Raw genomic sequence first — 22,931 nt, 5'->3', positions numbered from 1 at the left:
GCTAATCCGTGAAGAAGAGTAAGAAACTCACCTTCACGGAAAGTCCCATGACGACTGGCGAAACCCGTACATCAAGGCCTAGACATACAGACCGCTTCGGTGAGCAACTGCGCAAGCGCCGCGACCGTCTTTCGCCAGGGCTGCTTGCCGTTGCCGAATATATTGACGGCCACCGCCATGCCGTTCTCGGTAAATCGGCGCTGGAGATCGGCTTTGAGACCAATACCTCCGATGCGACGGTCATTCGCGCCATTCAGGCACTTGGGTTTCAGGGGCTGGTCGACCTCAAGGAAACTCTGGAGGCCTATCTCGGCGTGACGGATTCGCCGGTTGAAAAATTGGCCGCTACCACGAAATCCATTTCGGGCAACTGCGACGCGGCAATCGACTTCGTTCTCGAGAACCAGAAAAACGCGCTGGAAATGCTGGCCACTGTGGAAAACCGCGACGCCATGGCCGCCGCCGTGCGTCTTCTGGCGGAAGCACGCGGCATCGGCGTCCTCGGCATCGGAGCCTCCGGCATCATCGCCACCTATGCCGCCCGGCTGTTCCAGCGCTCAGGCGTTCGCTCCTATGCGCTGAACGCCACCGGCATTACGCTTGCCGAACAATTGCTCGACCTTGAAAACGGCCACGTCCTCATCATGCTCCTGCACGGCCGAGCCCACCGCGAAGCCCAAACCGCAATCGCTGAGGCTGGTCGCCTCGACATCCCGATTATCATGCTGCTCGGCCAGGAAGACAGCGTGCTCAAAAAACACGCCAACGCTTATCTCCTGCTGCCCCGCGCAAAGAACGAAGGGGTAGCACTACACGCCCCATCCTTCATCGCCATGGAAACCATGGCACTCTCCCTCTCCGCTGCCCGCCCCGATCGAAGCCTTGAGACACTGGAAAGGCTGGTGGAACTGAGGACATCGATCAGGCCGCATAAACGGACATAGTCTTGGGCGAGATACAGAGCCGGCACGTTATCCGCTATACTCTCTGTTGCAGAGCAAGATACTCTTGTGTGGGGGACCGATAAAGCGTTATTGACTGTCCGTAGCGATGAAGTCATATCACCCTACGCAGGTAGACCAGACAGGATCCACGAAGTGCAGGTAGAAGCATTCTCGATTTCAGACGTAAAAAAGATAATTCCGGCTCGGTTTGGAGACAGCAGGGGTTACTTCAGCGAAGTTTTCAAACGGGAATGGTTTCGCGAGAATGTCTCGGATGTCGAATTCGTGCAGGACAATGAATCTCTATCCGCACAGGCCGGAACTGTTCGTGGCCTTCACTTCCAGACGCCACCTTTTGCACAGGGCAAACTCGTCCGCTGCATTCGTGGACGACTATTGGATGTTGCGGTCGATATCAGAACCGGATCACCCACTTTTGGACAATGGGCAGCCGTTGAGCTTTCACCGGAAAACGGCGAGCAGCTGTGGATTCCGGCCGGCTTTGCTCACGGCTTCATGACGCTGGTTGACGACACCGTTATCTCCTACAAGGTGACAGCTCCGTATAGCGCCGCCCATGATCGCGGTGTGAAATGGGATGATCCGGCCATCAGCATCGACTGGCCAAAGATGGAGAGTTGCGTGCTTTCCGACAAGGACGCCAAACAGCCGTCTCTGTCGGAATTGCCTGAATATTTCACCTACCAAAAAACTGGAAACTGATGATGCGCGTTCTAGTCACCGGCGGCGCCGGATTTATCGGGTCGGCCCTTGTGCGCTATCTCGTAAGCGAAGTGGGTGCGGATGTTCTTACCGTCGACAAGCTGACCTACGCGGGAAATCTGGCTTCACTGAAGCCTATCGAAAACGCGCCAAACCACCGCTTTCTTCAGGCTGATATATGTGACCGGGCCGCAATGAAAGACGCTTTCGCGTCATTTCAGCCGGACTATGTGATGCATCTGGCGGCCGAAAGCCATGTCGATCGCTCTATCACGGGCGCGGCTGATTTTATTCAGACCAATATCAATGGCACTTTCACGATGCTGGAAGCAGCGCGGCAATATTGGAACGGTCTCGCTGAAGATGCAAAATCGGCCTTCCGCATGCTTCACGTCTCTACCGACGAGGTCTACGGCTCGCTCGGAGAGCATGGCCTCTTCGAAGAAACAACGCCCTACGATCCTTCGTCGCCCTATTCCGCTTCGAAAGCCGCAAGCGACCATCTCGCCACGGCTTGGCAGCGGACCTATGGCCTTCCGGTCGTGATTTCCAACTGCTCCAACAATTACGGGCCATTCCACTTCCCGGAAAAACTCATTCCGCTGATCATCCTAAACGCCTTGGAAGGCAAGCCGCTTCCGGTCTATGGCAACGGCGCCAACATCCGCGACTGGCTTTATGTGGAAGACCACGCCCGCGCTCTGTGGCTCATTGTCCAGACGGGGCTCGCCGGCGAAAAGTACAATGTCGGCGGCAGAAACGAGCAGAAGAACATCGATGTGGTAAATTGCATCTGCTCCATCCTGGACGAACTGCGCCCGCAGTCAAAGCCTCATGCCGAGCTTATCAAATACGTCACGGATCGCCCTGGTCACGATGCCCGCTACGCTATCGACGCAACAAAGCTCGAAACGGAACTGGGTTGGAAAGCACAGGAAAATTTTGCGACTGGAATTCGCAAGACCGTTGAATGGTACCTCGACAATGAATGGTGGTGGGAGCCGCTGCGTCAAGGCGTCTACTCAGGTGAGCGCCTCGGCGTTCTGACGAAGGACTGAACCGGATGCGGCTGGCAGTCACCGGGAAAAATGGACAGGTCGTTAGTGCGCTTCAGGCACAGGCCGGACCTGGTCTGGAGATTGTTGCTCTCGGCCGGCCGGAGCTTGACCTTGCGCGACCTGACACTGTTTTCAAAGCGCTGCGGGACGCGAAACCCGAGGTCGTGGTATCGGCCGCTGCCTACACCGCCGTGGATAAAGCGGAAAGCGAACCAGACATCGCTTTTGCCGTCAATCGGGACGGAGCAAAAGCCGTCGCGCGAGCCGCAAATGACATCGGTGTTCCCGTCATTCATATTTCCACGGATTACGTGTTCGACGGCACCAAGACCACTGCTTACGTCGAGAATGATCCCACTGGACCGGCCTCCGTTTACGGCCGCTCAAAGCTCGAAGGCGAACAGGCTGTCTCTGAAAGCACCGACAAATACGCTATTTTGCGAACCGCACGGGTCTATTCGGAATATGGCAGTAACTTCGTAAAAACCATGCTCCGGCTAAGCGAAAGCCGAGACTCGATCAATGTGGTTGCGGACCAGTTTGGGTGCCCCACCTCGGCAAGTGACATCGCCGTCGCAATTGTGTCTATCGCGAGAAAACTCGCGACGGATCCATGCCCACATCTTCGCGGCGTTTTTCACATGTCCGGAACAGGTGAAACGAACTGGTCGGGTTTTGCCAAACAGATATTCGAATTTTCCACGGAAAACGGCGGAAAGTCGATGATTGTCATTGACATCACGACCGCACAATACCCTACCCCGGCCCGACGCCCGGCAAACTCCCGGCTTGATTGCAGCAAGCTGGAGGAAGTTTATGGAATAAGATTGCCGGAATGGCAGACATCAACGCGCGCGGTCATGGCCGCCCTAGCGCAGAACAAAAAGGAAATGCCATGAAGGGCATCATTCTTGCCGGAGGCAGCGGAACCCGTCTGCATCCTATGACATTGGCGGTGTCAAAGCAGATCCTGCCCGTCTACGACAAGCCGATGATCTATTATCCGCTGACGACGTTGATGCTGGCCGGCATTCGCGAGATCCTCATCATCTCGACACCACATGACATGCCGCTTTTCCAGAACCTTCTGAAAGACGGTTCCCAATGGGGTCTCTCGATCGAATACGCCGTTCAGCCAAGCCCTGACGGGCTTGCCCAAGCCTACATGATCGGTGCCGACTTCATTGGTGGCTCCCCGTCCTGCCTGATCCTCGGCGACAATATCTATTACGGGCACGGACTGCCGGAGCTCTTGCAAAGCGGTACCGACGTCAATGACGGAGCCACCGTTTTCGCCTACCACGTCAACGATCCTGAACGTTATGGCGTCGTTGAATTCGATAGCGAGATGCGCGCGCTGTCCATTGAAGAAAAACCGTTAAAGCCCAAATCCAACTGGGCCGTTACCGGTCTGTATTTTTATGACGCCGATGTCGTGGACATCGCCGCCAATCTCAAGCCTTCCGCGCGCGGCGAGTATGAGATAACGGACGTGAACCGCGTCTATCTGGAACGCGGAAAGCTGAAGGTATCCATCATGGGTCGCGGTTACGCCTGGCTTGATACCGGAACGCCGGATAGCCTGCTCGAAGCCGGGGAATTTGTGCGCACCCTGGAAAAGCGGCAGGGGTTTAAAATCGCGTGCCCTGAGGAGATTGCTCTTAGCAAGGGATTTATTACAGTGAATGAGTTCCGCCATATTGCTGAAAATGCTGGGAAGAGCGACTATGCTCTCTATTTGAAGAGGCTTATAACTATTTGATCTTCTTTTCGACCCAGTTCGCCTGCGACTGGCCAAAAGATATTCTGGAAATCCCCCGTGATGTCAGCGCACAACCGACTTCCATGTCGAACCGGGGACGATAGTCGGACATCATCGGAGTTTTCAATGACATCGTTGCCGCTTTCTTCTGTCACAGTGGTGTCGGTTTGCTACAAAAGCGACGCCGTAATCCGCGAAATGGTGCTGTCGATACCTGGTGAAACTCCGATCGTTTTGGTGGACAATGGAAAGTCCAACAGTTTCAAAAATTTCCCGATGTCCAGGAATATTAGCGTTTTGACGCTAAATGAGAACGTCGGTTTCGGACGTGGTTGCAATGCGGGCGCCGAACTTGCCCAAACTCCTTGGATCCTCTTTCTGAACCCAGACGCGAGGTTAAATCCCGGCGCGCTTGAAGCGCTTCTCGAAGCTGCCGATCGCTATCCTTCCGCTGTGGCGTTCAATCCTCGAATCTGCAACTCCGACGGAACTCAATATTTTAAGAGGCGCTCGTGGCTGTTGCCTAGGAATCGTTATCTGAGGAACGGTTGGCCTGATGACGACATTGCCGTACCGATACTGACCGGCGCGGCTTTCTTCGTGTCAAGGAGCCATTTCAACGACGTCGGTGGTTTCGACGAAAATATCTTTATGTATCATGAGGATGATGACCTATCTTTGCGGCTCGCAGAACTGGGAGAACTTATGTTTGTACGGAAATCAGAAGTTGTACATGCATCTGGATATTCTTCTGGCCGCTCACCGGAAATTACTCGGCTGAAAGCGTTTCATATGGCGCGTTCGAGAATTTATGCCGGTAAAAAGCATCACCGACCATTTGTGCATACCTCAACTTTGCTGCACGCCGGATTATTGCTACTTTCTCCTCAAGTTCTGTTCTCCAAACGTCGCAGGGCAAAGGCGATAGGGTTTCTTCAGGGTACGCTCGATAAAATTTTCTTGTGACCCGTCCGTGTTGGTTGCTGACGTTTAGAGCTACGCTTCAGCATGTGGAAAGTCTGAGATACCGCTGGAAGAATTACGCGCACACCGAAGAATCGGGAATCCTCCCGCTCGACTAGAGGAGAATAATAGGCTATCGCGGTCCCAAAATGTGTGACCCCGTTTAATTAGGATTTTGATTTGGTCGTGAGCCGCAACGACGAGAAAACACTGGTAGAAAATCTGATCGTCGATATAGACTCGATATCGGGCGAGGTTGATTCGCTGCAGCGTAGCAATTGGACCAGCAACATTTCGCTCATGCGGGTGATGAGAAGGCTGATTTATTCACGGCTGCTCTATCGACTTTCTGAAACGCAATGGCTGAGCGAGCGACGGCGCGAACGCTTCTTAAAGTCTGCGAAAAAACGAGATCCGCTGCTATTAGTGCATAAAGTCGATGACTTTTGCATGAAGTATTATCGACGTATCAACAACAATCAATTGCTGTCACGACGTTTTTCCGAGTACGGCAGTAAAAACGGCCTGACCGTTTCGGCCATCGTACCGAATTATAATCACGGCAAATATCTCACGAAACGTCTTGATAGCATTCTCAATCAATCGTACCCGTTGATCGATATCATCGTGCTGGACGACTGCTCTACGGACGATAGTCGTGCCATCATCGATTCGTACGTCAACAAATTTCCATCGCGAATACATGCGCTGTATTCGACTGAAAATTCCGGCAACGTTTTTCATCAGTGGCGGAAGGGTCACATCGAGGCCACGGGCGACATAGTATGGATTTGCGAAAGCGATGACTTCTGCGAACCCACATTTGTGGAACGCGCCATTCGAGCGTTCAGGGATCCAAGCGTCATGTTGGCCTTCGGAAGGGTAGAATACGCCAATTCTGATGGCGAGTACGTTGAGGGTCTGGATAACTACCGCGAAGAAAGCGAACCCGGAATTTGGGGGCAAACAACTGTTAGACCTGCATGCGAGTGGTTCTGCGGAGGCTTCGGCGTAAAAAATTTAATACCCAACGTGGGCGGTTCTTTGTGGCGCCGGCATCATATCAGCGATGACGTCTGGGATCAGGCGTCGAATTTTAAGGTCATGGGAGACTGGTTCTTATATTCCGCCGTGGCAGGCGCGGGGCAGATTGCTTACGAGCCGACCGCGGTAAGTTATTTTCGCATTCATTCAAATAATACTTCCGGCCTCAAGGCACAGAGCACACCCGAATATTATGCCGAATATTTTCGTCTGATGAAATTGCTGAAAGCGAAGTGGCCGATTCCTAACCAGACACTAGATCGTTTCGTCACATCTTCCCATAGAATTTTCAAGCGCTATTGTATATCCGGGCAAAAATTCGAAAGCCTTTTGGACGCAAAAGAATTACGCGCAACGAAGCGTCACCAACATCATATTCTAATAGGATTGATGGGCTTCTCTTTTGGAGGCGGAGAGATATTTCCCGTGCACCTAGCGAACGCGTTGCATCGTTTGGGGGTCATCGTCTCAGTTGTGCAAATGCACACCAATGATGACAAGCCGGAGGTTCGGAGGTTACTGGATCCCGGGATCCCGGTTTACGACGCGAATTATGTGAGGGAGCTTGGGGCCGTTAAATTTCTTGAGCGCACCGGCGTGTCACTGGTCCACTCTCATGTCGCCAACGTCGATAAACTCTTTCTCGATAGCGGAACACTACCATGCGCGTATATGTCGACCTTGCATGGCTCGTACGAAGCGATGAAGATTTCTAAAAATAGGGTCAGCCGGTGGAGTAAAAAGATTGGCCGTTTCGCCTACTTGGCGGAGCGGAATCTTGTGCCATTCAACGGGCTCAAAGTTCCAGCAGATAAGTTTATAAAGGTCCGAAACGCCATTCCGTTTGACGATAGAGCGTTCCCGAAAACACGCGCTGATCTTGATATACCGGTTAACGCTGTTGTCTTTTGCCTGGCATCCAGGGCGGTTGAAGGAAAAGGGTGGATAGAAGCGGTTAAAGCATATATGAAAATGCGCGATCGGCGACCAGAGATCCCTACCGCCCTTCTCCTGGCGGGTGAAGGCGCCACAGTCGAAGGCGCAAAAATCTGCGCGGACGGAGACTCAACTATCCATTTCCTTGGCTTTGTAAGTGAAGTGAACGGACTTTACAGAATGGCCGATGTCGCGCTGCTTCCAAGCCGCTACGCTGGAGAATCTTTCCCGCTAAGTCTTATCCAAGCATTTCAGGTAGGAACACCATGCGTCGCCACTGATATCGGTGAGATCAAACGCATGTCATCCATCAAAAGCAAAGAAGCGGGCATTATTTTTGATCCTACTGATGATAATGAAATCTTCATTCACTCCTTGTCTACTGCTATGGAGCAAATGCTGGATGATGCGACCCGGTTTAGCTTCAGAAATAACGCTGCCTTTGTTGGAAAATCCTTCAACATAGATAAATTAGCTGCAGATTACTTTCAAGAATATCTCACTCTGATCGAAAGTCCAACTGAGGAGCACAAAACTTGAACGACCCAGATTTATGACTTTATATGTCTCGGTTATGATGGCCCGCCCTTTCGAATACATCGACTATGACGTTTCGTCATTGAGGAAAGAGGAACCAAATCGTCACCCACAGCTGTTTGCCGAGAGCATGGTCGAGTAGGGTAGGCCACCGACATAATCTCGTCTTGCGTTACTTTCCGACCTGTACTAATGCACGGCAAGATCAGAAAATTGGTGCAGGTGTCATGCTTGCGTAACGAAACAATAGATCCTGACCGCCACCAAAGACTATTCATCAGGGTGAGATTACGTCAGGCCCATATTAGCGGCCGGAGTTATAGTTGTTCATAGCTTGCCATTGAACCACTGGATTGCCGCTCGCTGGGCAATACCGACGCCACTTATGGCGCTCGCGCAAGTTCTCCTGCCGATGTTCTTCGCTTTAAGCGGGTTTCTGGTCGCCGCAAGTCTGCTTCGTGTACCAATTCCAAAATTCATCGGCCTTCGAGTTCTTCGAATATTCCCTAATCTCGCTGACCTGAGACCCAATCTCCCTCCAGCTTTCGGGAGAGTCCTGGGTTTTCAATGTGGCCCATTTTTCCATAGCCATTTTCATTGCGAATTCGCTGGGTGTGATGTTGCCCAGCGACGAGTGAGGCCTGTTCTTGTTGTAATCCTCCTCCCATTCCGTGATTGCGGCGCGGGCTTGAGCGAGCAACGAAAACAGAGTCTCGTTGAGGCACTCGTCGCGGAAGCTGCCGTTGAAGCTTTCGACGAAGCCGTTTTGCATTGGCTTGCCGGGGGCGATGTAATGTCAGTCGACCTTGGTCTCGTGGCACCATTTGAGGATGGCCATGCTGGTCATCTCCGTCCCGGTGTCCGAGACGATCGTCCTCGGTTTACCGCGTCTGGCGATGAGGCTGTCCAATTCCCGGACAAGCCGAACGCCCGACAGGATGTGTCTGCGACCAGGCACAGGCATTCACGGGTGAAGTCGTCGACCACCGCCAGAATACGGAACCGGCGGCCGTCGGTGAAGGCATCGCTGACGAAGTCCAGGCTCCAGCGCTCGCCCGGACGCGACGGCAGAGCCAGAGGACGTCTCGTGCCCAAGGCCCGCATTTGGCCGCCACACTTGCGCACCGTCAGCTTCTCCTCGCGGTAGAGACGCCGAAGCTCCTTCATGTTCATGACGATCCCCTGCCGGTCGAGCATCACGTGGATGCGCCGATAGCCGAAGCGGCGACGTTCGGATGCCACCTTCTTCATCGCCTCCCGAATGGACGCATCGTCCGGCCGAACACTGCTATATCGCATGCTCGACCGATCCACCGACGGAACCTCGCACGCCCGACGCTGGCTCACCCCGTGCTGCGCACAGACATGCACCGCATTCCGCTTCACATCGGGCGTCACCATTTTTTTGAAGCGACATCCTTCAGGATCGCATTGTCCAGCATGGCCTCGGCCAAGAGCTTCTTCAGCTTGGCGTTCTCGTCCTCCAATGCCTTCAGCTTGCGAGCGTCGGACACATCCATGCCGCCATACCTCGCCTTGTATTTGTAAAAGGTTGCATCCGAGATGCCGTGCTTGCGGCAGACCTCCGCCGTCTTCGCTCCCGCCTCCTGCTCCTTCAATATCCCGATGATCTGTTCTCTGTGAACCGTGAACGCTTCATTCGTCCGTCTCCTGATCGTAACGGAGTCTACCAAATTCTAGAGGAAGTTCAGGGTCTCAGGTCACTGGACTGATTACATCACAACTCATTCAAAACAAAAGCTATTTTATGGGTATGTGACCTAGCCTCCGGCCGTCCAGCATTGGCGCCCAGAGCAAAACCCCGGAAAATTCCAGCGCCGCCGGTCCAAATTCGGGCTGGATTTCAGAAAGTGGAAGCAATAACCGTAGCCGGATGAAATGTCGGTGGAACGACAACGCTAAACCAATACCTGACAAACAAAAAAATCGCACGGAAATATATTTACTCGCACCTTAACGATTATTATCGCTAAGCCGGAGCGGTTTTTTCCATTTCTCTCCTCTCCATTGACGATGGCTTCAGTTTCAGGAACCGTTTCTCAACCAAATGCCAAGACAGGACTGCCAAAAACAATGAAGGCACTACCGAAATCAAGAAATTTGACCAGTGATTAGACAGTGGGAACAAGCTAGCGACTATCTGTTGAACGAGAAAACCGTAGAGATAAGTTCCATATGATAGATCCCCAAAACGATCAAGAAAACCAAGTCTAGGTAATTGAGCATTTCCCAATGACAAAGTCACATACGGAACGACTATTAAAGCGATGATCTCCGATACTGCCCAATCAATCGCCAGCAACGGCAATATCACTATTGCAACAAGGGATATCTGCAAGTTGAAACAGTTATAATTCTTTTCGCACTTCTTGTAAAACGCCCCCCAGAAGAAATATGGCGCCATCTCGAGCGCGTTAATGAGGTTGGTTCCCCAAAAAACCGGAACGGAAGCAGGAACCCAGACTCTCGTGAAACAAACAGCAACAAAAGATAGAAAAAACGCGAATGCACCGATTGAGAAAGTAGTTCGAAAAAAGACTAATACCAGCGGCGTCGCGATGTACATCGCGAACTCGACTGGCAGCGTCCATAGAGATCCATTTACCGCATTCGGATAAACATTACCCCCAAATAACCCGGGCAAAAAATAATTGGGCAATAAGACTATATTGTCTAAATATCTCCACGTTTCATTCGCGGCGAAATATTCTCCGAGACTCAACTTGGAAAAAACTGGCCCAACAATAAAAACGGAGAGCGCCACAAGAACGACGAGCCCCGGAAATATACGCAAGGCACGCCGCCAAAAATACCTGATGACATCCGGATCTCGAGTCCAACTCTCTGAAATCAAATAGCCCGAAATAACAAAAAATATCTTAACTGCAAGTGTCGAAATTGGATTTCCCAGATAGCCAGTGACTTGGGCGCCAGTCAAAGGATAAGAATGGCCAAATATCACCAAAATGGCCGCGATTAGACGTAGCCCACCGAAGTTATCTGAAGGCGCGCGGTGTTCTTTCAAAAGCTTACTCACCATTTACTTTTTCCGCGGCGAAAAAATCTCGTTTTTCGCAAAGAGCTGGACCGCTTTAATCGCTGAAGAAGGTCTGCGAGCTGCAATTCGCTCATATTTTCCAGATCTGAAATCTTGGTATCTTTCCTGCCTCGTACCATTGCGGGCCATCTAAGAGGCTTAGACCACTTCCAGCTCTTTGACGAAAGAATCTTCCGGACTTCTTCCCTGTACGCGCTTTGGCTGGGTACGTCGCTGATCCCGTGCCAACCGGAGTTCGCGAGCGCGCGCAATTCCCGAAGGTAACGAGCTGAACCTGCAGGCAAAAGTATAGGCAGCGTGTCCATCTTGCGATTGATTATCTGGTGATTTGCATTCCACTCTGCTTGATCATGATCCGTTCTTGAAGACTCCTCGGAGAGCTTCCACCAGTGATATACGGATGTAACCTGATCACACCAGCTCACACCAACGACCAGAGCCGTTCTCAGGAGATAATCCCAGTCCTCCGTCGTCGTCAAAGTCTCATCAAAACGCATGTTAAGGTCGTGAAACACGCCCCGCGGGAATGCGAGTGCAACAGGAGGCGTCTGGTTGGCGACCAGATGCTGAATCAGGTCGAACTCCGACGCGTAGGGAACAAGCGCTCCCGTTGCCCGGATACCATCGCTGCCATTGACGGTGACAGTCTCGATTTCCTGTCTCGCTGCAATAGTCCTCAAGAGCGCTCCCGGCTTCTTAACGGACAACTCCCGGAATGTCGACACCCAGTGCGCCATTGGAATGTCGTCATCATCGAGAATCGCAATATAATCTCCTCTGGCTTCTTCAAATCCGATATTTAGGGGACGAGTGCGATTTCCCTCATCGACCTTGATGAACCTGATTCTCTTTCGCAACCATTCAGGACAGTCATCGAGAGCGCGCTCTATTTTTAACTGTCTATCGTGCGGCACCTTGTGACCTATTACGACCACCTCGAAATCACGGTCCGATTGCGCAGATAATGCTGTCAGCATCTCCACGAGGCAATGGAGACGCTTGCCCTGAGTGCGCGTGACAACTGACAGGAACGGGCGAGCACCACCTTTTTCTTCTTCACTCAGATAAGCCCTGTCGCGAACCTTTGGCCCGGCGGCTACCGTCCGAACGAACTGGTTGATACTTGCTGTATCGTCGACACCATTCCTCAGATGCGTCAGAAACGCGTTGAGTGTCGTCCCGCTGGCGAGGGCAGGATGGGTCAGTGGAAAATCCTGATCACTTTTGGCGATCCTGACATCGTATTGATCGACCACATGCAAACCTGCGGCCTCAAAAGTCCTTTTCAATGATGCTTCGCTAAATAGCCTCACATGCGTATGATCCAGAAGACCTTCACGAGTATAGGACCAGCTACCGCTCGCAAGTTTGAACCCAATATCCGAATGAGCAACGTTGGGAACGCTGAGCACTGCCGGAGCATTATCCCGCCCGATCAGTTCCCTTATGATTTGGAGAACAAGGTCCCCGTTTGTAAGATGCTCCAGTGTGTCGAGCATCGAAAGGGAGGCAATCTTGCGTCCTGCAAGAATTTCGTCGATCCGAGAAAGCGTCTGCTCATATGTCTCAAACAGAAGTTCGTGCGCTTCAAATCCCCGCCCCTTTAGGGAGGCCACCCCTTCAGGCGCACCGTCAATCCCGACGTATTCCATCCTCAGGTTGGAAATCACCTGCTCTGCAATCCGACCATAACCACAGCCCAAATCCAGATGCACACCATCTTGCTCGGCACCATGACCGACTGCGCGCTTACGTATCAGCAGCTTTACAGCGTGGCCGTAGACGTTGTCCCACTCAAACCGATTATCGTAGTGACCTTCAGGATTTAACATCAGAGCGGATACCTATGTTTCGCATAAAAATAGCCCTCGAACTCTCCAACCTTATGCTCGCTATCCCGCGGCGAAGGCAGTTCTCCTCGTTGCTCCATGGACCTAAACTTTTTCAGTGCCAAAACCTGCTCTTCACTACCATCAAGATACATCTTTGCAATCTTGGCGACTATGTCGGGCCGTGACCACTTGTGCGCCATCATTAAAGCGGCTTCCGCAGAATAACGGACCTCGGCGCTAGATGGTCTCCACTCACCCTTGGGTGAAATACGCTTGTCGTGGAACACGACGGCGGCGGGGGTGAAGATTACTTTGTAACCTGCCTCACGCACGCGCCACGAATAATCGACATCGTCACAATACAGAAAAAACGACGTCGAATCGAAACCTTCGAGGGTACGAAACAATGTGGTTGGGGTAAGCGCACACGCCGTCGTGGCCCAACTCGTGACACCTGTTGACGGATCGTAAGTCTTGGGATGCTCTATAGGCAACTGTTTCGCCTCAACCATGCCAACTGAACGGTCAGCAAAAGGGGAGAGCATATGATGCAATAATCTCGGAGAAACCACTACATCCGGGTTCAGAATTAGCAGGTAATCAGTATCGCAACCAGTGGCCAAACGGTTATGACCATTAGCCGAACCAATGTTCTCATCAAAAAATACATAGGAAATTTCAAATGCCCAGGAAAATTCTTGTTTCAGGCTTTGAAGGTCAAGGTCCTGCAAGCACCGTTTTGACGAGGTGTCTCCATAAACAACCTTGACCCTCGAGGATAAGCCCTCGGAAACGGCAAGGTCAACGGAACGGGCTAACGCCTCCAAAGAGCGCCTGATAGAAAACTGATCCATATTATACAATACGGACTGCACTTGGATACTTGGTCGTGATTTTACGTCTTCGTTGGCGCCGGTCATACTAAAACCTTCTTCTTTCGGTACTCGGTCCTCAATACTAGATATGGCCGGAAGCCATCAACCAGTCTCCAACCCGTTTCATCCCTTCTTCAAAAGAAACCTGCGGGGCTGATCCTGTCAGTGAGCGGAGTTTATCGGTGTCTGCAACCGCAGAGCGAACATCACCATCTCTGAACTTTCCACAGATTTGCGGCGCGGGAGCATTGTGATAATTCGCAATCATATTTGCCGCTTCCAAAATCGTCGTCAAACGCCCCGTACCTACGTCAAACAAATGGTTCTCAGCCGTGTCATCATTAAGAACGCTCAAAAATGCACACGCTACATCTTGAATGTGAACGAAGTCCCGACCAATCAAACCGTCCTCATAAACCGGAATTGGCGCTCCTGACCGAGCCACTCGGTGAAATACGTTAATAATCCCCGTATAGGAATTGTAAGGAGACTGCCCTTCTCCATAAACGTTCTGCAGACGCAAAATACTAAGCGGTACACCGAACGCGCCACACCATGCGCTTAAAATTTGTTCTTGGGCCAATTTCGTCGCGCCGTAGACGCTTGTGGGCTTCGGAAATACTACCGAAGCCTCGTGGGGTAACGCCTCGGATTCATTACCTGCCGGGCTATGCGGGGTCCACTGAGATCGGGAAAGGACGGCATTGGATCTAGGCGCGGGATAATAGGTCTCTTTCGTAATTAAATCTCGCCATAGTCCTTCGCCGTAGACAGCTCGGCTAGATGCTAGGATGATTCTATCCGGCACGACCCCATTGGAAGCGAAGGCATCCACCATTGCGGTGGTGCCCACGACGTTAACAGACGCGTGACGTGTCGACTCCGTAAGAGACTGTGCCGTTCCCGTCTCGGCAGCGAGGTGAATTACCTTCTTGGGATAGAACTCCTCGAGCAGAGCCGCCCAAGCCCCTTTATCGCGGACATCATTTTTATGAAGAACTACACGCTTGTCCAGAAATTCGGATGTTTGACCTGTGGGGTGAACCTGTTGCACCATACTATCAATCGCGACAACAGGAACATTCTCGGAACAGATCAAACCACTGAGGGCGGACCCGATAAATCCCGCGCCCCCGGTTACTAAAATGCAATCACGCATTTGATACGCTCCGCCCAAACTCTAGATTACTTCGTTACGCAATTCTGCCCCGAAAGCATAGTATTTCAAACTTGTATAAATATCTCTCACCAACAAATCTATGTCGTAAAATCTCATTTTCCCCAGAAAATATCCTCAAGAGACGTAATGGATAGGGTTAAGTATGCCGAAAGGCCCCTGAATTGGACATCCGTTTACGACGGCAAATTTCGTGCGAATTTTGGCGAAATCACGATACGCATCGCATTGCCGCGAGGTTGATAGCTAAATCCTCCGCAAAAAAATTATTAGCGCCAAGACGAAATCGCTACATATGTTGACATGGCTAGGGATGGAGATTATTTGGCGGAGGGCGATGTTGATAGAAATCGCCCGTCGAAAAATACTCCCTGCGGGAGAGATTACAAGGATTTGCCGACAGGCTGGAGAAAACGTTAGAGGTCGCAGCCTGCGGCTGACTAAAGAATCCTCGAACGCGACCTACTCCGCCACCAAGTTGACAACAGCGTGTATTATAGGCTGACGATAGCACAGTGGCGGCAATGTGGACCCTCCCTTTGACATTATAATGAATTCGCAAGGATATCACAGTGATCGGATCATTTTTGTCGCCGGACGACAAAAAACTTCTAAGACGGCTTTTCAAAGAGAACTTCAGAAAGCACGTTGGCTGGTATTCTGCGGCAATGGTCGCGATGCTGCTTGTTGCCGGAACGACATCTCTCAGCGCCTGGATTATGCGGGATATTGTCAATAGCGTTTATTTGAAACAAGGCTTCAGCGTCGTTCTTGAGATCGCGTTCGCAGTAGCTGTTATCTTTATCGTCAAAGGTTTCGCCACCTTCGTTCAAAGTCTATATCTCAGCAAGGCAGGTAACAGCATCGTTGCCGAGCAACAGCGTAAAATCTATGATCGTCTGCTGAAGCAAGGCGTCTCTTTTTTTCAGAATCTGCCCTCGTCTGAACTTCTTGTCCGCGTGACATACAATGCTCAGGCCGCACGAAGTGTCATCGATACAATCGTTACCTCTTTTGTCCGCGATCTCTTTTCACTCATCGGCCTAGTCATTGTCATGTTCGCCCAGAACTTCCTGCTGAGCGCTATCTCCATGATTATCGGCCCACTGGCAATTTTAAGTGTTCGTCTCGTTCTGCGCCGTGTTCGCAAGATCATGGAAGCGGAACTTGCTTCGCTCGGCGAGATCGTCAACGTCGTGCAGGAAACCAGCATTGGGGTTCGCGTTATCAAGGCGTTTTCGCTTGAAAAGCTGATGCGCCAGCGCATGAACAAGGCGGTATCCGATGTCGAGCAACGCGCCAATGGCATTGCGAAGCTTGAAGCGGCGACCAGCCCGATCATGGAGACACTGTCCGGTCTCGCCATTGCAGTCGTCATCGCCGTATCCGGTTACACCGTTCTTGAAAAAGGTGGTTCGCCGGGCGACCTGATGGCCTTCATTACTGCCCTGCTTCTCGCCTATGAGCCAGCCAAGCGTCTCGCCCGCATGCGTGTCCAGATCGAGGGCGGTATGATCGGCGTGCGTATGATGTTCGAGGTTCTGGACGCGCCGTTGACACTTGCCGAGAAGAAGGATGCCCAGCCGCTCCCCAAGGCAAGCGGCAATGTGGAACTCAAGAACGTCAGCTTCGAGTATGTTGCTAACCAGCCGGTTCTGAAGGACGTCAGCGTCCTCTTCGAGGGTGGCAAGATGACTGCGCTGGTCGGGCCTTCCGGCAGCGGCAAGTCGACGATCATCAACCTCATGATGCGTCTTTATGATCCGCAAAGCGGTTCGGTCGAGATCAACGGAATGGATTTGCGCGATGTGTCCTTCGCAAGCCTGCGCGAGCATGTTTCTTACGTGGGTCAGGAAACCTTCCTCTTCTCGGGAACGGTGAAACACAACATTTCTGTCGGTCGTGACAACGCTACCGATGAGGAAATCATCGCTGCGGCCAAAGCGGCCAACGCACATGATTTCATCATGAGCATGCCTGATGGTTATGACAGCAAGCTTGGCGAAAACGGTTCCGGTCTGTCCGGTGGCCAGCGTCAGCGTGTTGCCATCGCCCGCGCCATGCTGAGAGATGCGGACATATTGATCCTCGACGAAGCAACGAGCGCGCTCGATTCCGAATCCGAAGCGCTTGTTCGGGACGCGCTTGAGCGGTTGACGTTTAACAAGACGTCGATTGTCATCGCCCACCGGCTCTCCACGATCAACCGGGCCGACAAGATTGTCGTCATGGATAATGGTCAGGTTGTCGAGCAGGGAAGCCGTCGCGAGCTACTCGCAACGGATGGTCTCTACAAGCGCTTGCACAGCATCCAGTTCGATGCGGACGTAGCCTAAGTCAAACAATTATCGGGCGGCATTGCCGCCCGATCCTTATTAAGCTTGCCTGTTACGTCAGATACCTTCGGCCGGTTATGCCGATTACAAGGCGATATCCATATCGCTCGCTTGCCCTCACCAGGAGCGGCAGAATCTACCACGCGTTCATCGCTCAACCCTATTAGCGGCGCGGCAACGCTCATGGTGCCGACGACTTCCTTCCCCTGACGGATGGCAACCACGATTGCCCCATCCTCGGCGGCCAAAGCTTCAGTCCGCTCGCCCCATGGCTTGTGAACCCGGACCAAATCGACGATCTACAAAACCTAGTGCTCTGGCTCGATGCGGCTCATGCCCGGTGACGTCGTCACAACCGGCATGCCGCCACGCGTCGGCCATGGAAGTAAGCCGCCGGTCTTCCTGAAAGCCGGAGAGTCGTCGAACTTGGCATAGATGGCCTTGGCAAGCAGCGCCAAATCGTGACAGCATTCGCCCAATAGACTGAAGCGAGGATGATGACGGGAATGACGGCGATCGAAAAACTGGCCCAGGACCTTGTGAAAGCAGGCCTGAACAGCGGCAAAATTCCGCTGGCGTCAATCGAGGTGGATGGCCTAGTTCCAGACAGCCTTGAAGATGCCATGGCCGTTCAGCGCGCTTTCGTTGAAGCTTCCGGTAAAAAAGTGGGAGGCTGGAAGCTGGCGATCCGGCCAGACGGGAACGCGGTTGCTGCGCCGATGGTCGATTGTTATGGCGTCGATGAGGATAACGTCGCGTCTTTTACTGGAAGAGACGTTGAAGGCATCGAGGTGGAAATCTGTTTCACCCTCGCCTCCGACATACCCGCGGCAACCGCAACCCCGCTAAGCAGGGCCGATATATTGACGCATATCGACGCCGTTCACCTCGGCGTCGAGCTTCTCGGCTACCGGCTGGTGGAAAAGAACCAGGTTCCCTTCCCGCTTTTTCTGGCGGATCGTCTTGCCAATCGCGGATTTGTTCTCGGGCCGGAAATCAACGCGGCAATCGTTGATACCTTTGCCGACAATACCGGCGATCTGCCGCATCTGACGGTGACCGAAGGCACAGATATCCGTTTCGATGCGGTGGTGAAACACCCTAATACCGATCCACTCGCCCCGCTCGTCGCTTTCGCCAATTCCAAGCTCAATAGGAATGGAACGCTGAAGCGCGGACAGATCGTCACCACCGGCAGCCTTTGTGGGGCGATAACAAGCGACCTTGCCGCCGACACCTATATCGATATGAAACCGGTCGGGGCTTTCACACTTTCATGCTCTTGATCGTCGCCTGCCGCCATCAACGCGGATAGTGCTTCCGCGTCAATGGCGATTTTGGTCGAGACGTTACGGCTCTAAGGCGTCATGTTTCGAAGAACGCCTTTCGGGCTGCTTCATATCCCGTCGGCCAATCTTCGTCCGGCAATCCTATCCGGCTTTCGTCGTCGCCGTCGTGTCCACGCGGCCCGAAAACCAGTTGGCCAGCAACGCGCCGGAGATATTGTGCCAGACGCTGAAGATGGCGCTGGGCACAGCTGCGAGAGGCGAGAAATAGGCTGTCGCGAGAGCGGCACCGAGACCGGAGTTCTGCATTCCCACCTCGATGGCGATTGCCTTGCGCTTGGCGAGGGAGAGACCGGTCGCCTTCGCCGCAAAATAGCCAAGCAGATATCCAAGACCGTTATGGAGAACCACGACGGCAAAGATCATCAGTCCAGACTGGGCTATCGCACCTTTCGATGCGCCGACAACCGCCGAAACAATCAGAACGATACCGATCACGCTGACAAGCGGCAGCGCAGGCACAGCCGCTTTGACGACGTTCGGCAACAGCTTCTGCAAGGCGGCTCCAAGTGCCAGCGGCACCAGAACGACCTTGACGATGCTCAGGAACATTGCCCAGCCATCAACCGGCAGGAACTGGCTGGCGAACAACCACACGAGGAATGGCGTCACCAAGGGAGCAGCAAGCGTCGTCACTGACGTGCAGGCGACGGAAAGGGCGACATCGCCCTTCGAAAGATATGTCATGACATTGGACGATGTGCCGCCCGGGCAGCAGCCAACCAGGATGACACCTGCTGCCACTTCCGGTGGCATCGGGATTAGCAGGGTCAGCAGCACCGCAAGTAACGGCATGATGAGGAACTGCCCGAGCACCCCGATGGTGACATCAACAGGGCGCCTCACGACTTCACGAAAATCGTCGACCGAAAGTGTGAGCCCCATGCCGAACATGATGATCGACAGAAGCGTAACGATCCACGGCGCAATCTGCTTGAAGGTTTCTGGAAAATAAAAGCCGAGCACGGCAAACAAGATGACCCAGACCGCAAAGGTTCTTCCCACGAAAGCCGAAACGGCTGCCAGCGATTTCATGTCTATACTCCCACAATGAACATGAGACCCCGTCTAGTCGGCATGGTCGCTGTGTCAAGGTCACGCGGGACGGTCAGTGGTCCATGCGCGGATGAGATCAGGACGAGCCCCAACAAACATCAGTGCAAAGCGCGGACGCAGCGGGCGAAGTGCATCTTCACAACCACAGGCGGGTAGACCGCACAGGGTGTGCGTCGGGCGTAAACCGTCAAAACCTGTAGGTCAGCCCGACAACAGGGCCACTCAGCCGCGAATCGAAGACGTAGCCGTCATGCGAATAATCGACATCAAGCACCTTGTAGCCGGCCGAGACGGAGAGTGTATCGGTAAAGATGTAGTTCACCGTCGCCAGGGCCGACCATGTCAGATCCGATCCTGCGCCAAATCCGCCGATGTCTACCTGACCCTGAAGTGAAAGCCGGTCCGTCACGCCAAAAAATACCCTTGCGCCGATGACTGGATCCACCCAGCCGAAGTTTTCCTTATGGGTTGCCGACACGCTGCCGATCAATGGGTGACTGGCCGTAACCGCAACCTCGTTGGAAATATGCCAGAAGCGTGCACCCGCCAGCGCATCGAGCGTGAACCCTTCGGTATCCACGATCCGATACCCGGCCTGCAGCGTTGCCATGAATTCCTGGGTATCGACATCAGCGTTGATGGCCGCCCCCGGGGGCAGCGTCGGCAAGCCGGGAATTTGCAGGGCCGGCAACGGGCCGGTGGCCTTGCTGTCGGTCGTGTCGACATACATCAAGTCTCCGGACAGAACGAAGCGGTCGTACCGCCCCCAGATATTAACAAATCCCCCGAAGTTGAGATCATCCATGACGTCGGAAAATGATTTCTCGACGTGAAGGGTCGGCGCACGCCGGAACGGCGAAATGTTGCCGTTCAACCCGGTTGCCCACAAATAGCCCGTAACCTGAAGCGCCCAATCGGGTTGATCAACTCCCGCGGGAGTGAAACTCTGCGCATCCGCACCTAAGGCCAAGCTTGCGGAAAAAACCATAACGGTCGAAAAAATAGATAATTTTAGCAAAGGCCTACCCCCCGTCCGGCAGCGAAGGTAAACCGATTTGACATCCGGCAACAAGTCCGATTTTCTATCATACGCTGCAATCGCGCCGCGAGCACCGGAGGATGCACCATGCGACCGAAGACCATCCCTTTTTTGTCTGCCTGCACCGCCACCGTTTTTTCCATTGCCACGCTGGCGACATCGGTGGCCGAAGCCTGCACACGGTTCGTCTATCTGGGTGAAAACGACCAGGTCATGACTGCCCGCTCCATGGACTGGAAAACAGATGTTGGCACGAACATCTGGGTCTTTCCGCGCGGAATGGAGCGATCTGGCGAGGCCGGGCCGAACTCGGTCAAATGGACCTCGAAATACGGAAGCGTCATTGCCTCGGGCTACGATATTTCCACCACGGATGGCATGAACGAAGCTGGCCTTGCCGCCAACGTGCTCTGGCTGGTCGAGTCGAGTTACCCAGCCTATGATGGCAAGTCTCCGGGACTGTCCATTGCGGCATGGGCGCAATATGTACTCGACAATTTCGCCACGGTCGGCGAGGCCGTCAACGCACTCGAAAAGAACCCCTTCACGGTGGTGACGGACAGTGTGCCGGGGGAAGAACGTCTCGCAACGCTGCATCTATCGCTGTCGGATGCCAGCGGCGACAGCGCAATCGTTGAATATATCGATGGCAAACAGGTCATTCACCACAGCCGCAAATACCAGGTGATGACCAATTCCCCGACTTTCGACAAACAGCTGGCCCTCAACGAATACTGGACGCAGATCGGGGGCACGGTAATGCTTCCCGGCACGAACCGGGCATCGGACCGATTTGCCCGCGCAGCGTTTTACGCCAATGCAATCCCCAAAAGCGAAGACCCTGTCGAGGCAATCGCCAGCGTGTTCAGCGTCATCCGCAACGTCTCGGTGCCCTATGGCATAACCACCCCCGACCAGCCGAACATTTCTTCAACGCGCTGGCGCACGGTGATCGACCACAAGCGAAAGCTCTATTTCTTCGAATCCGCTTTGACGCCGAACATCTTCTGGATAGACATGACAAAGCTCGACGTCTCGAAAGAAACAGGCTCCGTGAAGAAACTCGACCTGGGGCCAAATCAGATCCACATTTACTCCGGCATGGCGAACGACAGGCTGAAGGACAGCAAGCCTTTCAAATTCCTCGGACTTTGAGAGTGCCGCGGCGACGGCGCCGCACCCTGCCCTTACCAGCCATTCAGGCAGACGACCGTCCTGTCATCGCTGAATTCGGTCGTCGTTGAGCCTTTTACCGAAGGATAGTCGGCGAGTTTGTGAAAATCCGCCGCCTCGACGCGGTCAAATTCCGCTTCCCAGTCAGCGATATCGGTTCCAGCCGGCAGAGACAGATAACCGTCGGAAAAGATTTCAAGGCTTACAAGCGTGTCCTTGGCGATGCTAAGATCGACCGTCCCCTCTTCTATGACCGTTCCGCCATTGACCGAGGCGTATCCCAGTACGTGTCCCTGCCTGTTTGCGAATTGCGGCTGGACGCGAATTCCTCCCATCAGGAATTCCTCGACTGCTTCGATATCGCTCTCAAGACCGCTCATGCGGGCTGCGGCAATGACAACATTCTCCGCCTCCTGCGCAGTCATGATGCCGTTTTCGACAGCGGAACGCAGGCCGGAAAAGATGGTCGCACGCGTGCGTGCCTCAGCTGCATCACCATCCCTCAAAGCGGCAAAAAGCTGTTTGAAGACAAGGATGCGCGCCGATGTACTTACCTTGTCTATAAGCTTGGCATGCTGCAGCAACCGGGAGCCGTTGATACGCACACCGGAATCGCCAGCCAGAAGCAGGCGGAAACTGTCTCCCAGGTCGGCAACAATTGCCAGGGTTGTCGACGGCGGATGGCTGGCATTGATGCGCTCGGCCTCCTGCTTCAAGATATCGCTGATGTTCTGAAAGAGCTTCCGCGCGGCAATTGTTTCCAGTGTGCCATCGAGGCCCATTTTCGCCACGGCATTTGCGGCAGCAAGTGCTGCGATACGGCCCGAGCTCAAGCCGCCGTAACTTGCACCGGTCGGGTCGGTCGCACCGTCAAAAACGGCCAGAACCCGTCCCGGTATGATCAGCGCCACATCGTCCCCGGGCGTTGCGGCGTTCTTGTATTTCGATTGCGAAAAGCTCGCGATATTCATCGTCGTGTGTTCCTTGCAGAGGTAGGCTGGGCAGAGGGAGGCTGGCGGCGACACGTATGTCGCCGCTCCTGCGGGCTTTT

The 22,931-nt window shown here is 53.4% G+C and carries 17 protein-coding genes and 3 pseudogenes; 12 read left to right on the top strand and 8 right to left on the bottom strand.

All coding sequences use genetic code 11. The features are described from left to right. The first annotated feature begins 47 nt into the window (after window positions 1-47). The 8 genes and pseudogenes from J5276_RS23025 to J5276_RS30805 form a co-directional block, all read left to right on the top strand. Entirely contained in the window at window positions 48-944 is an 897-nt protein-coding gene (locus tag J5276_RS23025; protein ID WP_111796686.1) for a MurR/RpiR family transcriptional regulator, read from the top strand. 153 nt (window positions 945-1,097) lie between these two features. Continuing rightward, window positions 1,098-1,667, top strand: a complete 570-nt coding sequence (gene rfbC, locus J5276_RS23020) for a dTDP-4-dehydrorhamnose 3,5-epimerase (RefSeq protein ID WP_111796687.1) — start codon at window positions 1,098-1,100, stop codon at window positions 1,665-1,667. Window positions 1,668-1,669: 2 nt separating this feature from the next. Next, window positions 1,670-2,725, top strand: coding sequence for a dTDP-glucose 4,6-dehydratase (gene rfbB / locus J5276_RS23015; RefSeq protein WP_111796688.1), 1,056 nt, complete (start codon window positions 1,670-1,672; stop codon window positions 2,723-2,725). Window positions 2,726-2,730: 5 nt separating this feature from the next. Further along, a complete protein-coding gene (gene rfbD, locus J5276_RS23010; protein ID WP_174012368.1) occupies window positions 2,731-3,624 on the top strand; it encodes a dTDP-4-dehydrorhamnose reductase in 894 nt (297 codons plus the stop codon). Next, a complete protein-coding gene (gene rfbA, locus J5276_RS23005; RefSeq protein WP_111796690.1) occupies window positions 3,621-4,487 on the top strand; it encodes a glucose-1-phosphate thymidylyltransferase RfbA in 867 nt (288 codons plus the stop codon). Before rfbD ends, rfbA begins: the two co-directional genes overlap by 4 nt. 126 nt (window positions 4,488-4,613) lie before the next feature. Continuing rightward, window positions 4,614-5,453, top strand: coding sequence for a glycosyltransferase family 2 protein (locus J5276_RS23000; protein WP_111796691.1), 840 nt, complete (start codon window positions 4,614-4,616; stop codon window positions 5,451-5,453). Window positions 5,454-5,636: 183 nt separating this feature from the next. Continuing rightward, the gene (locus J5276_RS22995) at window positions 5,637-7,970 is read left to right on the top strand and encodes a glycosyltransferase (protein ID WP_255610308.1); all 2,334 of its coding nucleotides are present in this window, start codon (window positions 5,637-5,639) and stop codon (window positions 7,968-7,970) included. 331 nt (window positions 7,971-8,301) lie between these two features. Continuing rightward, window positions 8,302-8,445 (top strand): annotated as a pseudogene (locus J5276_RS30805) (hypothetical protein); the annotation flags it as partial. Here the strand turns inward: J5276_RS30805 and J5276_RS22990 are convergent. The 5 genes and pseudogenes from J5276_RS22990 to J5276_RS22970 form a co-directional block, all read right to left on the bottom strand. Beyond that, window positions 8,392-9,627 (bottom strand): annotated as a pseudogene (locus J5276_RS22990) (IS3 family transposase). The pseudogenes J5276_RS30805 and J5276_RS22990 sit on opposite strands and share 54 nt — an antisense overlap. 330 nt (window positions 9,628-9,957) lie before the next feature. Further along, window positions 9,958-11,028, bottom strand: a complete 1,071-nt coding sequence (locus J5276_RS22985; RefSeq protein WP_111795319.1) for an acyltransferase — start codon at window positions 11,026-11,028, stop codon at window positions 9,958-9,960. Continuing rightward, window positions 11,022-12,878, bottom strand: a complete 1,857-nt coding sequence (locus J5276_RS22980) for a methyltransferase domain-containing protein (RefSeq protein ID WP_111795318.1) — start codon at window positions 12,876-12,878, stop codon at window positions 11,022-11,024. Before J5276_RS22980 ends, J5276_RS22985 begins: the two co-directional genes overlap by 7 nt. Beyond that, window positions 12,878-13,798: a glycosyltransferase family 2 protein gene (locus J5276_RS22975; RefSeq protein ID WP_111795317.1), complete on the bottom strand. Its 921-nt coding sequence runs from the start codon at window positions 13,796-13,798 to the stop codon at window positions 12,878-12,880. Before J5276_RS22975 ends, J5276_RS22980 begins: the two co-directional genes overlap by 1 nt. A gap of 37 nt (window positions 13,799-13,835) precedes the next feature. Then, the gene (locus J5276_RS22970; RefSeq protein WP_111795316.1) at window positions 13,836-14,912 is read right to left on the bottom strand and encodes an NAD(P)-dependent oxidoreductase; all 1,077 of its coding nucleotides are present in this window, start codon (window positions 14,910-14,912) and stop codon (window positions 13,836-13,838) included. A gap of 590 nt (window positions 14,913-15,502) precedes the next feature. Here J5276_RS22970 and J5276_RS22965 point away from each other — a divergent pair. The 3 genes and pseudogenes from J5276_RS22965 (at window position 15,503) to J5276_RS22960 (ending at window position 18,552) form a co-directional block, all read left to right on the top strand. After that, a complete protein-coding gene (locus J5276_RS22965) occupies window positions 15,503-17,266 on the top strand; it encodes an ABC transporter ATP-binding protein (protein ID WP_111795315.1) in 1,764 nt (587 codons plus the stop codon). Window positions 17,267-17,508: 242 nt separating this feature from the next. Continuing rightward, a pseudogene (locus J5276_RS30440) lies at window positions 17,509-17,748 on the top strand (fumarylacetoacetate hydrolase family protein); the annotation flags it as partial. A 24-nt stretch (window positions 17,749-17,772) separates the two neighbouring features. Further along, a complete protein-coding gene (locus J5276_RS22960) occupies window positions 17,773-18,552 on the top strand; it encodes a 2-keto-4-pentenoate hydratase (RefSeq protein ID WP_111795329.1) in 780 nt (259 codons plus the stop codon). A gap of 144 nt (window positions 18,553-18,696) precedes the next feature. Here J5276_RS22960 and J5276_RS22955 read toward each other — a convergent pair whose 3' ends face one another. Both J5276_RS22955 and J5276_RS22950 read right to left on the bottom strand, forming a co-directional pair. Next, window positions 18,697-19,647 carry a bile acid:sodium symporter family protein gene (locus J5276_RS22955; protein ID WP_004431095.1) on the bottom strand — a complete coding sequence of 317 codons (951 nt, stop codon included), beginning with the start codon at window positions 19,645-19,647 and terminating at the stop codon, window positions 18,697-18,699. A gap of 208 nt (window positions 19,648-19,855) precedes the next feature. After that, window positions 19,856-20,656 (bottom strand): hypothetical protein, encoded by an 801-nt coding sequence (locus J5276_RS22950; protein WP_065663327.1) that lies wholly within the window; start codon window positions 20,654-20,656, stop codon window positions 19,856-19,858. A 138-nt stretch (window positions 20,657-20,794) separates the two neighbouring features. Between J5276_RS22950 and J5276_RS22945 the strand changes: the two genes are divergently transcribed. After that, on the top strand, window positions 20,795-21,862 hold the full coding sequence (locus J5276_RS22945; RefSeq protein WP_025594990.1) for a linear amide C-N hydrolase: 1,068 nt from the start codon (window positions 20,795-20,797) through the stop codon (window positions 21,860-21,862). A gap of 32 nt (window positions 21,863-21,894) precedes the next feature. On the opposite strand, the gene J5276_RS22940 is transcribed toward J5276_RS22945, so the two are convergent. Continuing rightward, window positions 21,895-22,851, bottom strand: a complete 957-nt coding sequence (locus J5276_RS22940; protein ID WP_111795314.1) for a hypothetical protein — start codon at window positions 22,849-22,851, stop codon at window positions 21,895-21,897. Window positions 22,852-22,931 lie beyond the last annotated feature (80 nt).

It is taken from the genome of Agrobacterium sp. S7/73, assembly GCF_019355535.1.
Classification (GTDB): domain Bacteria; phylum Pseudomonadota; class Alphaproteobacteria; order Rhizobiales; family Rhizobiaceae; genus Agrobacterium; species Agrobacterium tumefaciens.
This window is presented reverse-complemented; position numbering and strand designations above follow the sequence as displayed.

What these genes read in the sequence shown, in the direction of transcription:
- J5276_RS22975 (WP_111795317.1), bottom strand. Translation starts at nt 13,798, where the DNA reads ATGACCGGCGCCAACGAAGACGTAAAATCACGACCAAGTATCCAAGTG.
- rfbD (WP_174012368.1), top strand. Translation starts at nt 2,731, where the DNA reads ATGCGGCTGGCAGTCACCGGGAAAAATGGACAGGTCGTTAGTGCGCTT.
- J5276_RS22940 (WP_111795314.1), bottom strand. Translation starts at nt 22,851, where the DNA reads ATGAATATCGCGAGCTTTTCGCAATCGAAATACAAGAACGCCGCAACG.
- J5276_RS22985 (WP_111795319.1), bottom strand. Translation starts at nt 11,028, where the DNA reads ATGGTGAGTAAGCTTTTGAAAGAACACCGCGCGCCTTCAGATAACTTC.
- rfbA (WP_111796690.1), top strand. Translation starts at nt 3,621, where the DNA reads ATGAAGGGCATCATTCTTGCCGGAGGCAGCGGAACCCGTCTGCATCCT.
- J5276_RS22980 (WP_111795318.1), bottom strand. Translation starts at nt 12,878, where the DNA reads ATGTTAAATCCTGAAGGTCACTACGATAATCGGTTTGAGTGGGACAAC.
- J5276_RS22955 (WP_004431095.1), bottom strand. Translation starts at nt 19,647, where the DNA reads ATGAAATCGCTGGCAGCCGTTTCGGCTTTCGTGGGAAGAACCTTTGCG.
- J5276_RS23025 (WP_111796686.1), top strand. Translation starts at nt 48, where the DNA reads ATGACGACTGGCGAAACCCGTACATCAAGGCCTAGACATACAGACCGC.
- J5276_RS22950 (WP_065663327.1), bottom strand. Translation starts at nt 20,656, where the DNA reads ATGGTTTTTTCCGCAAGCTTGGCCTTAGGTGCGGATGCGCAGAGTTTC.
- J5276_RS22970 (WP_111795316.1), bottom strand. Translation starts at nt 14,912, where the DNA reads ATGCGTGATTGCATTTTAGTAACCGGGGGCGCGGGATTTATCGGGTCC.
- J5276_RS22945 (WP_025594990.1), top strand. Translation starts at nt 20,795, where the DNA reads ATGCGACCGAAGACCATCCCTTTTTTGTCTGCCTGCACCGCCACCGTT.
- rfbB (WP_111796688.1), top strand. Translation starts at nt 1,670, where the DNA reads ATGCGCGTTCTAGTCACCGGCGGCGCCGGATTTATCGGGTCGGCCCTT.
- J5276_RS23000 (WP_111796691.1), top strand. Translation starts at nt 4,614, where the DNA reads ATGACATCGTTGCCGCTTTCTTCTGTCACAGTGGTGTCGGTTTGCTAC.
- J5276_RS22960 (WP_111795329.1), top strand. Translation starts at nt 17,773, where the DNA reads ATGACGGCGATCGAAAAACTGGCCCAGGACCTTGTGAAAGCAGGCCTG.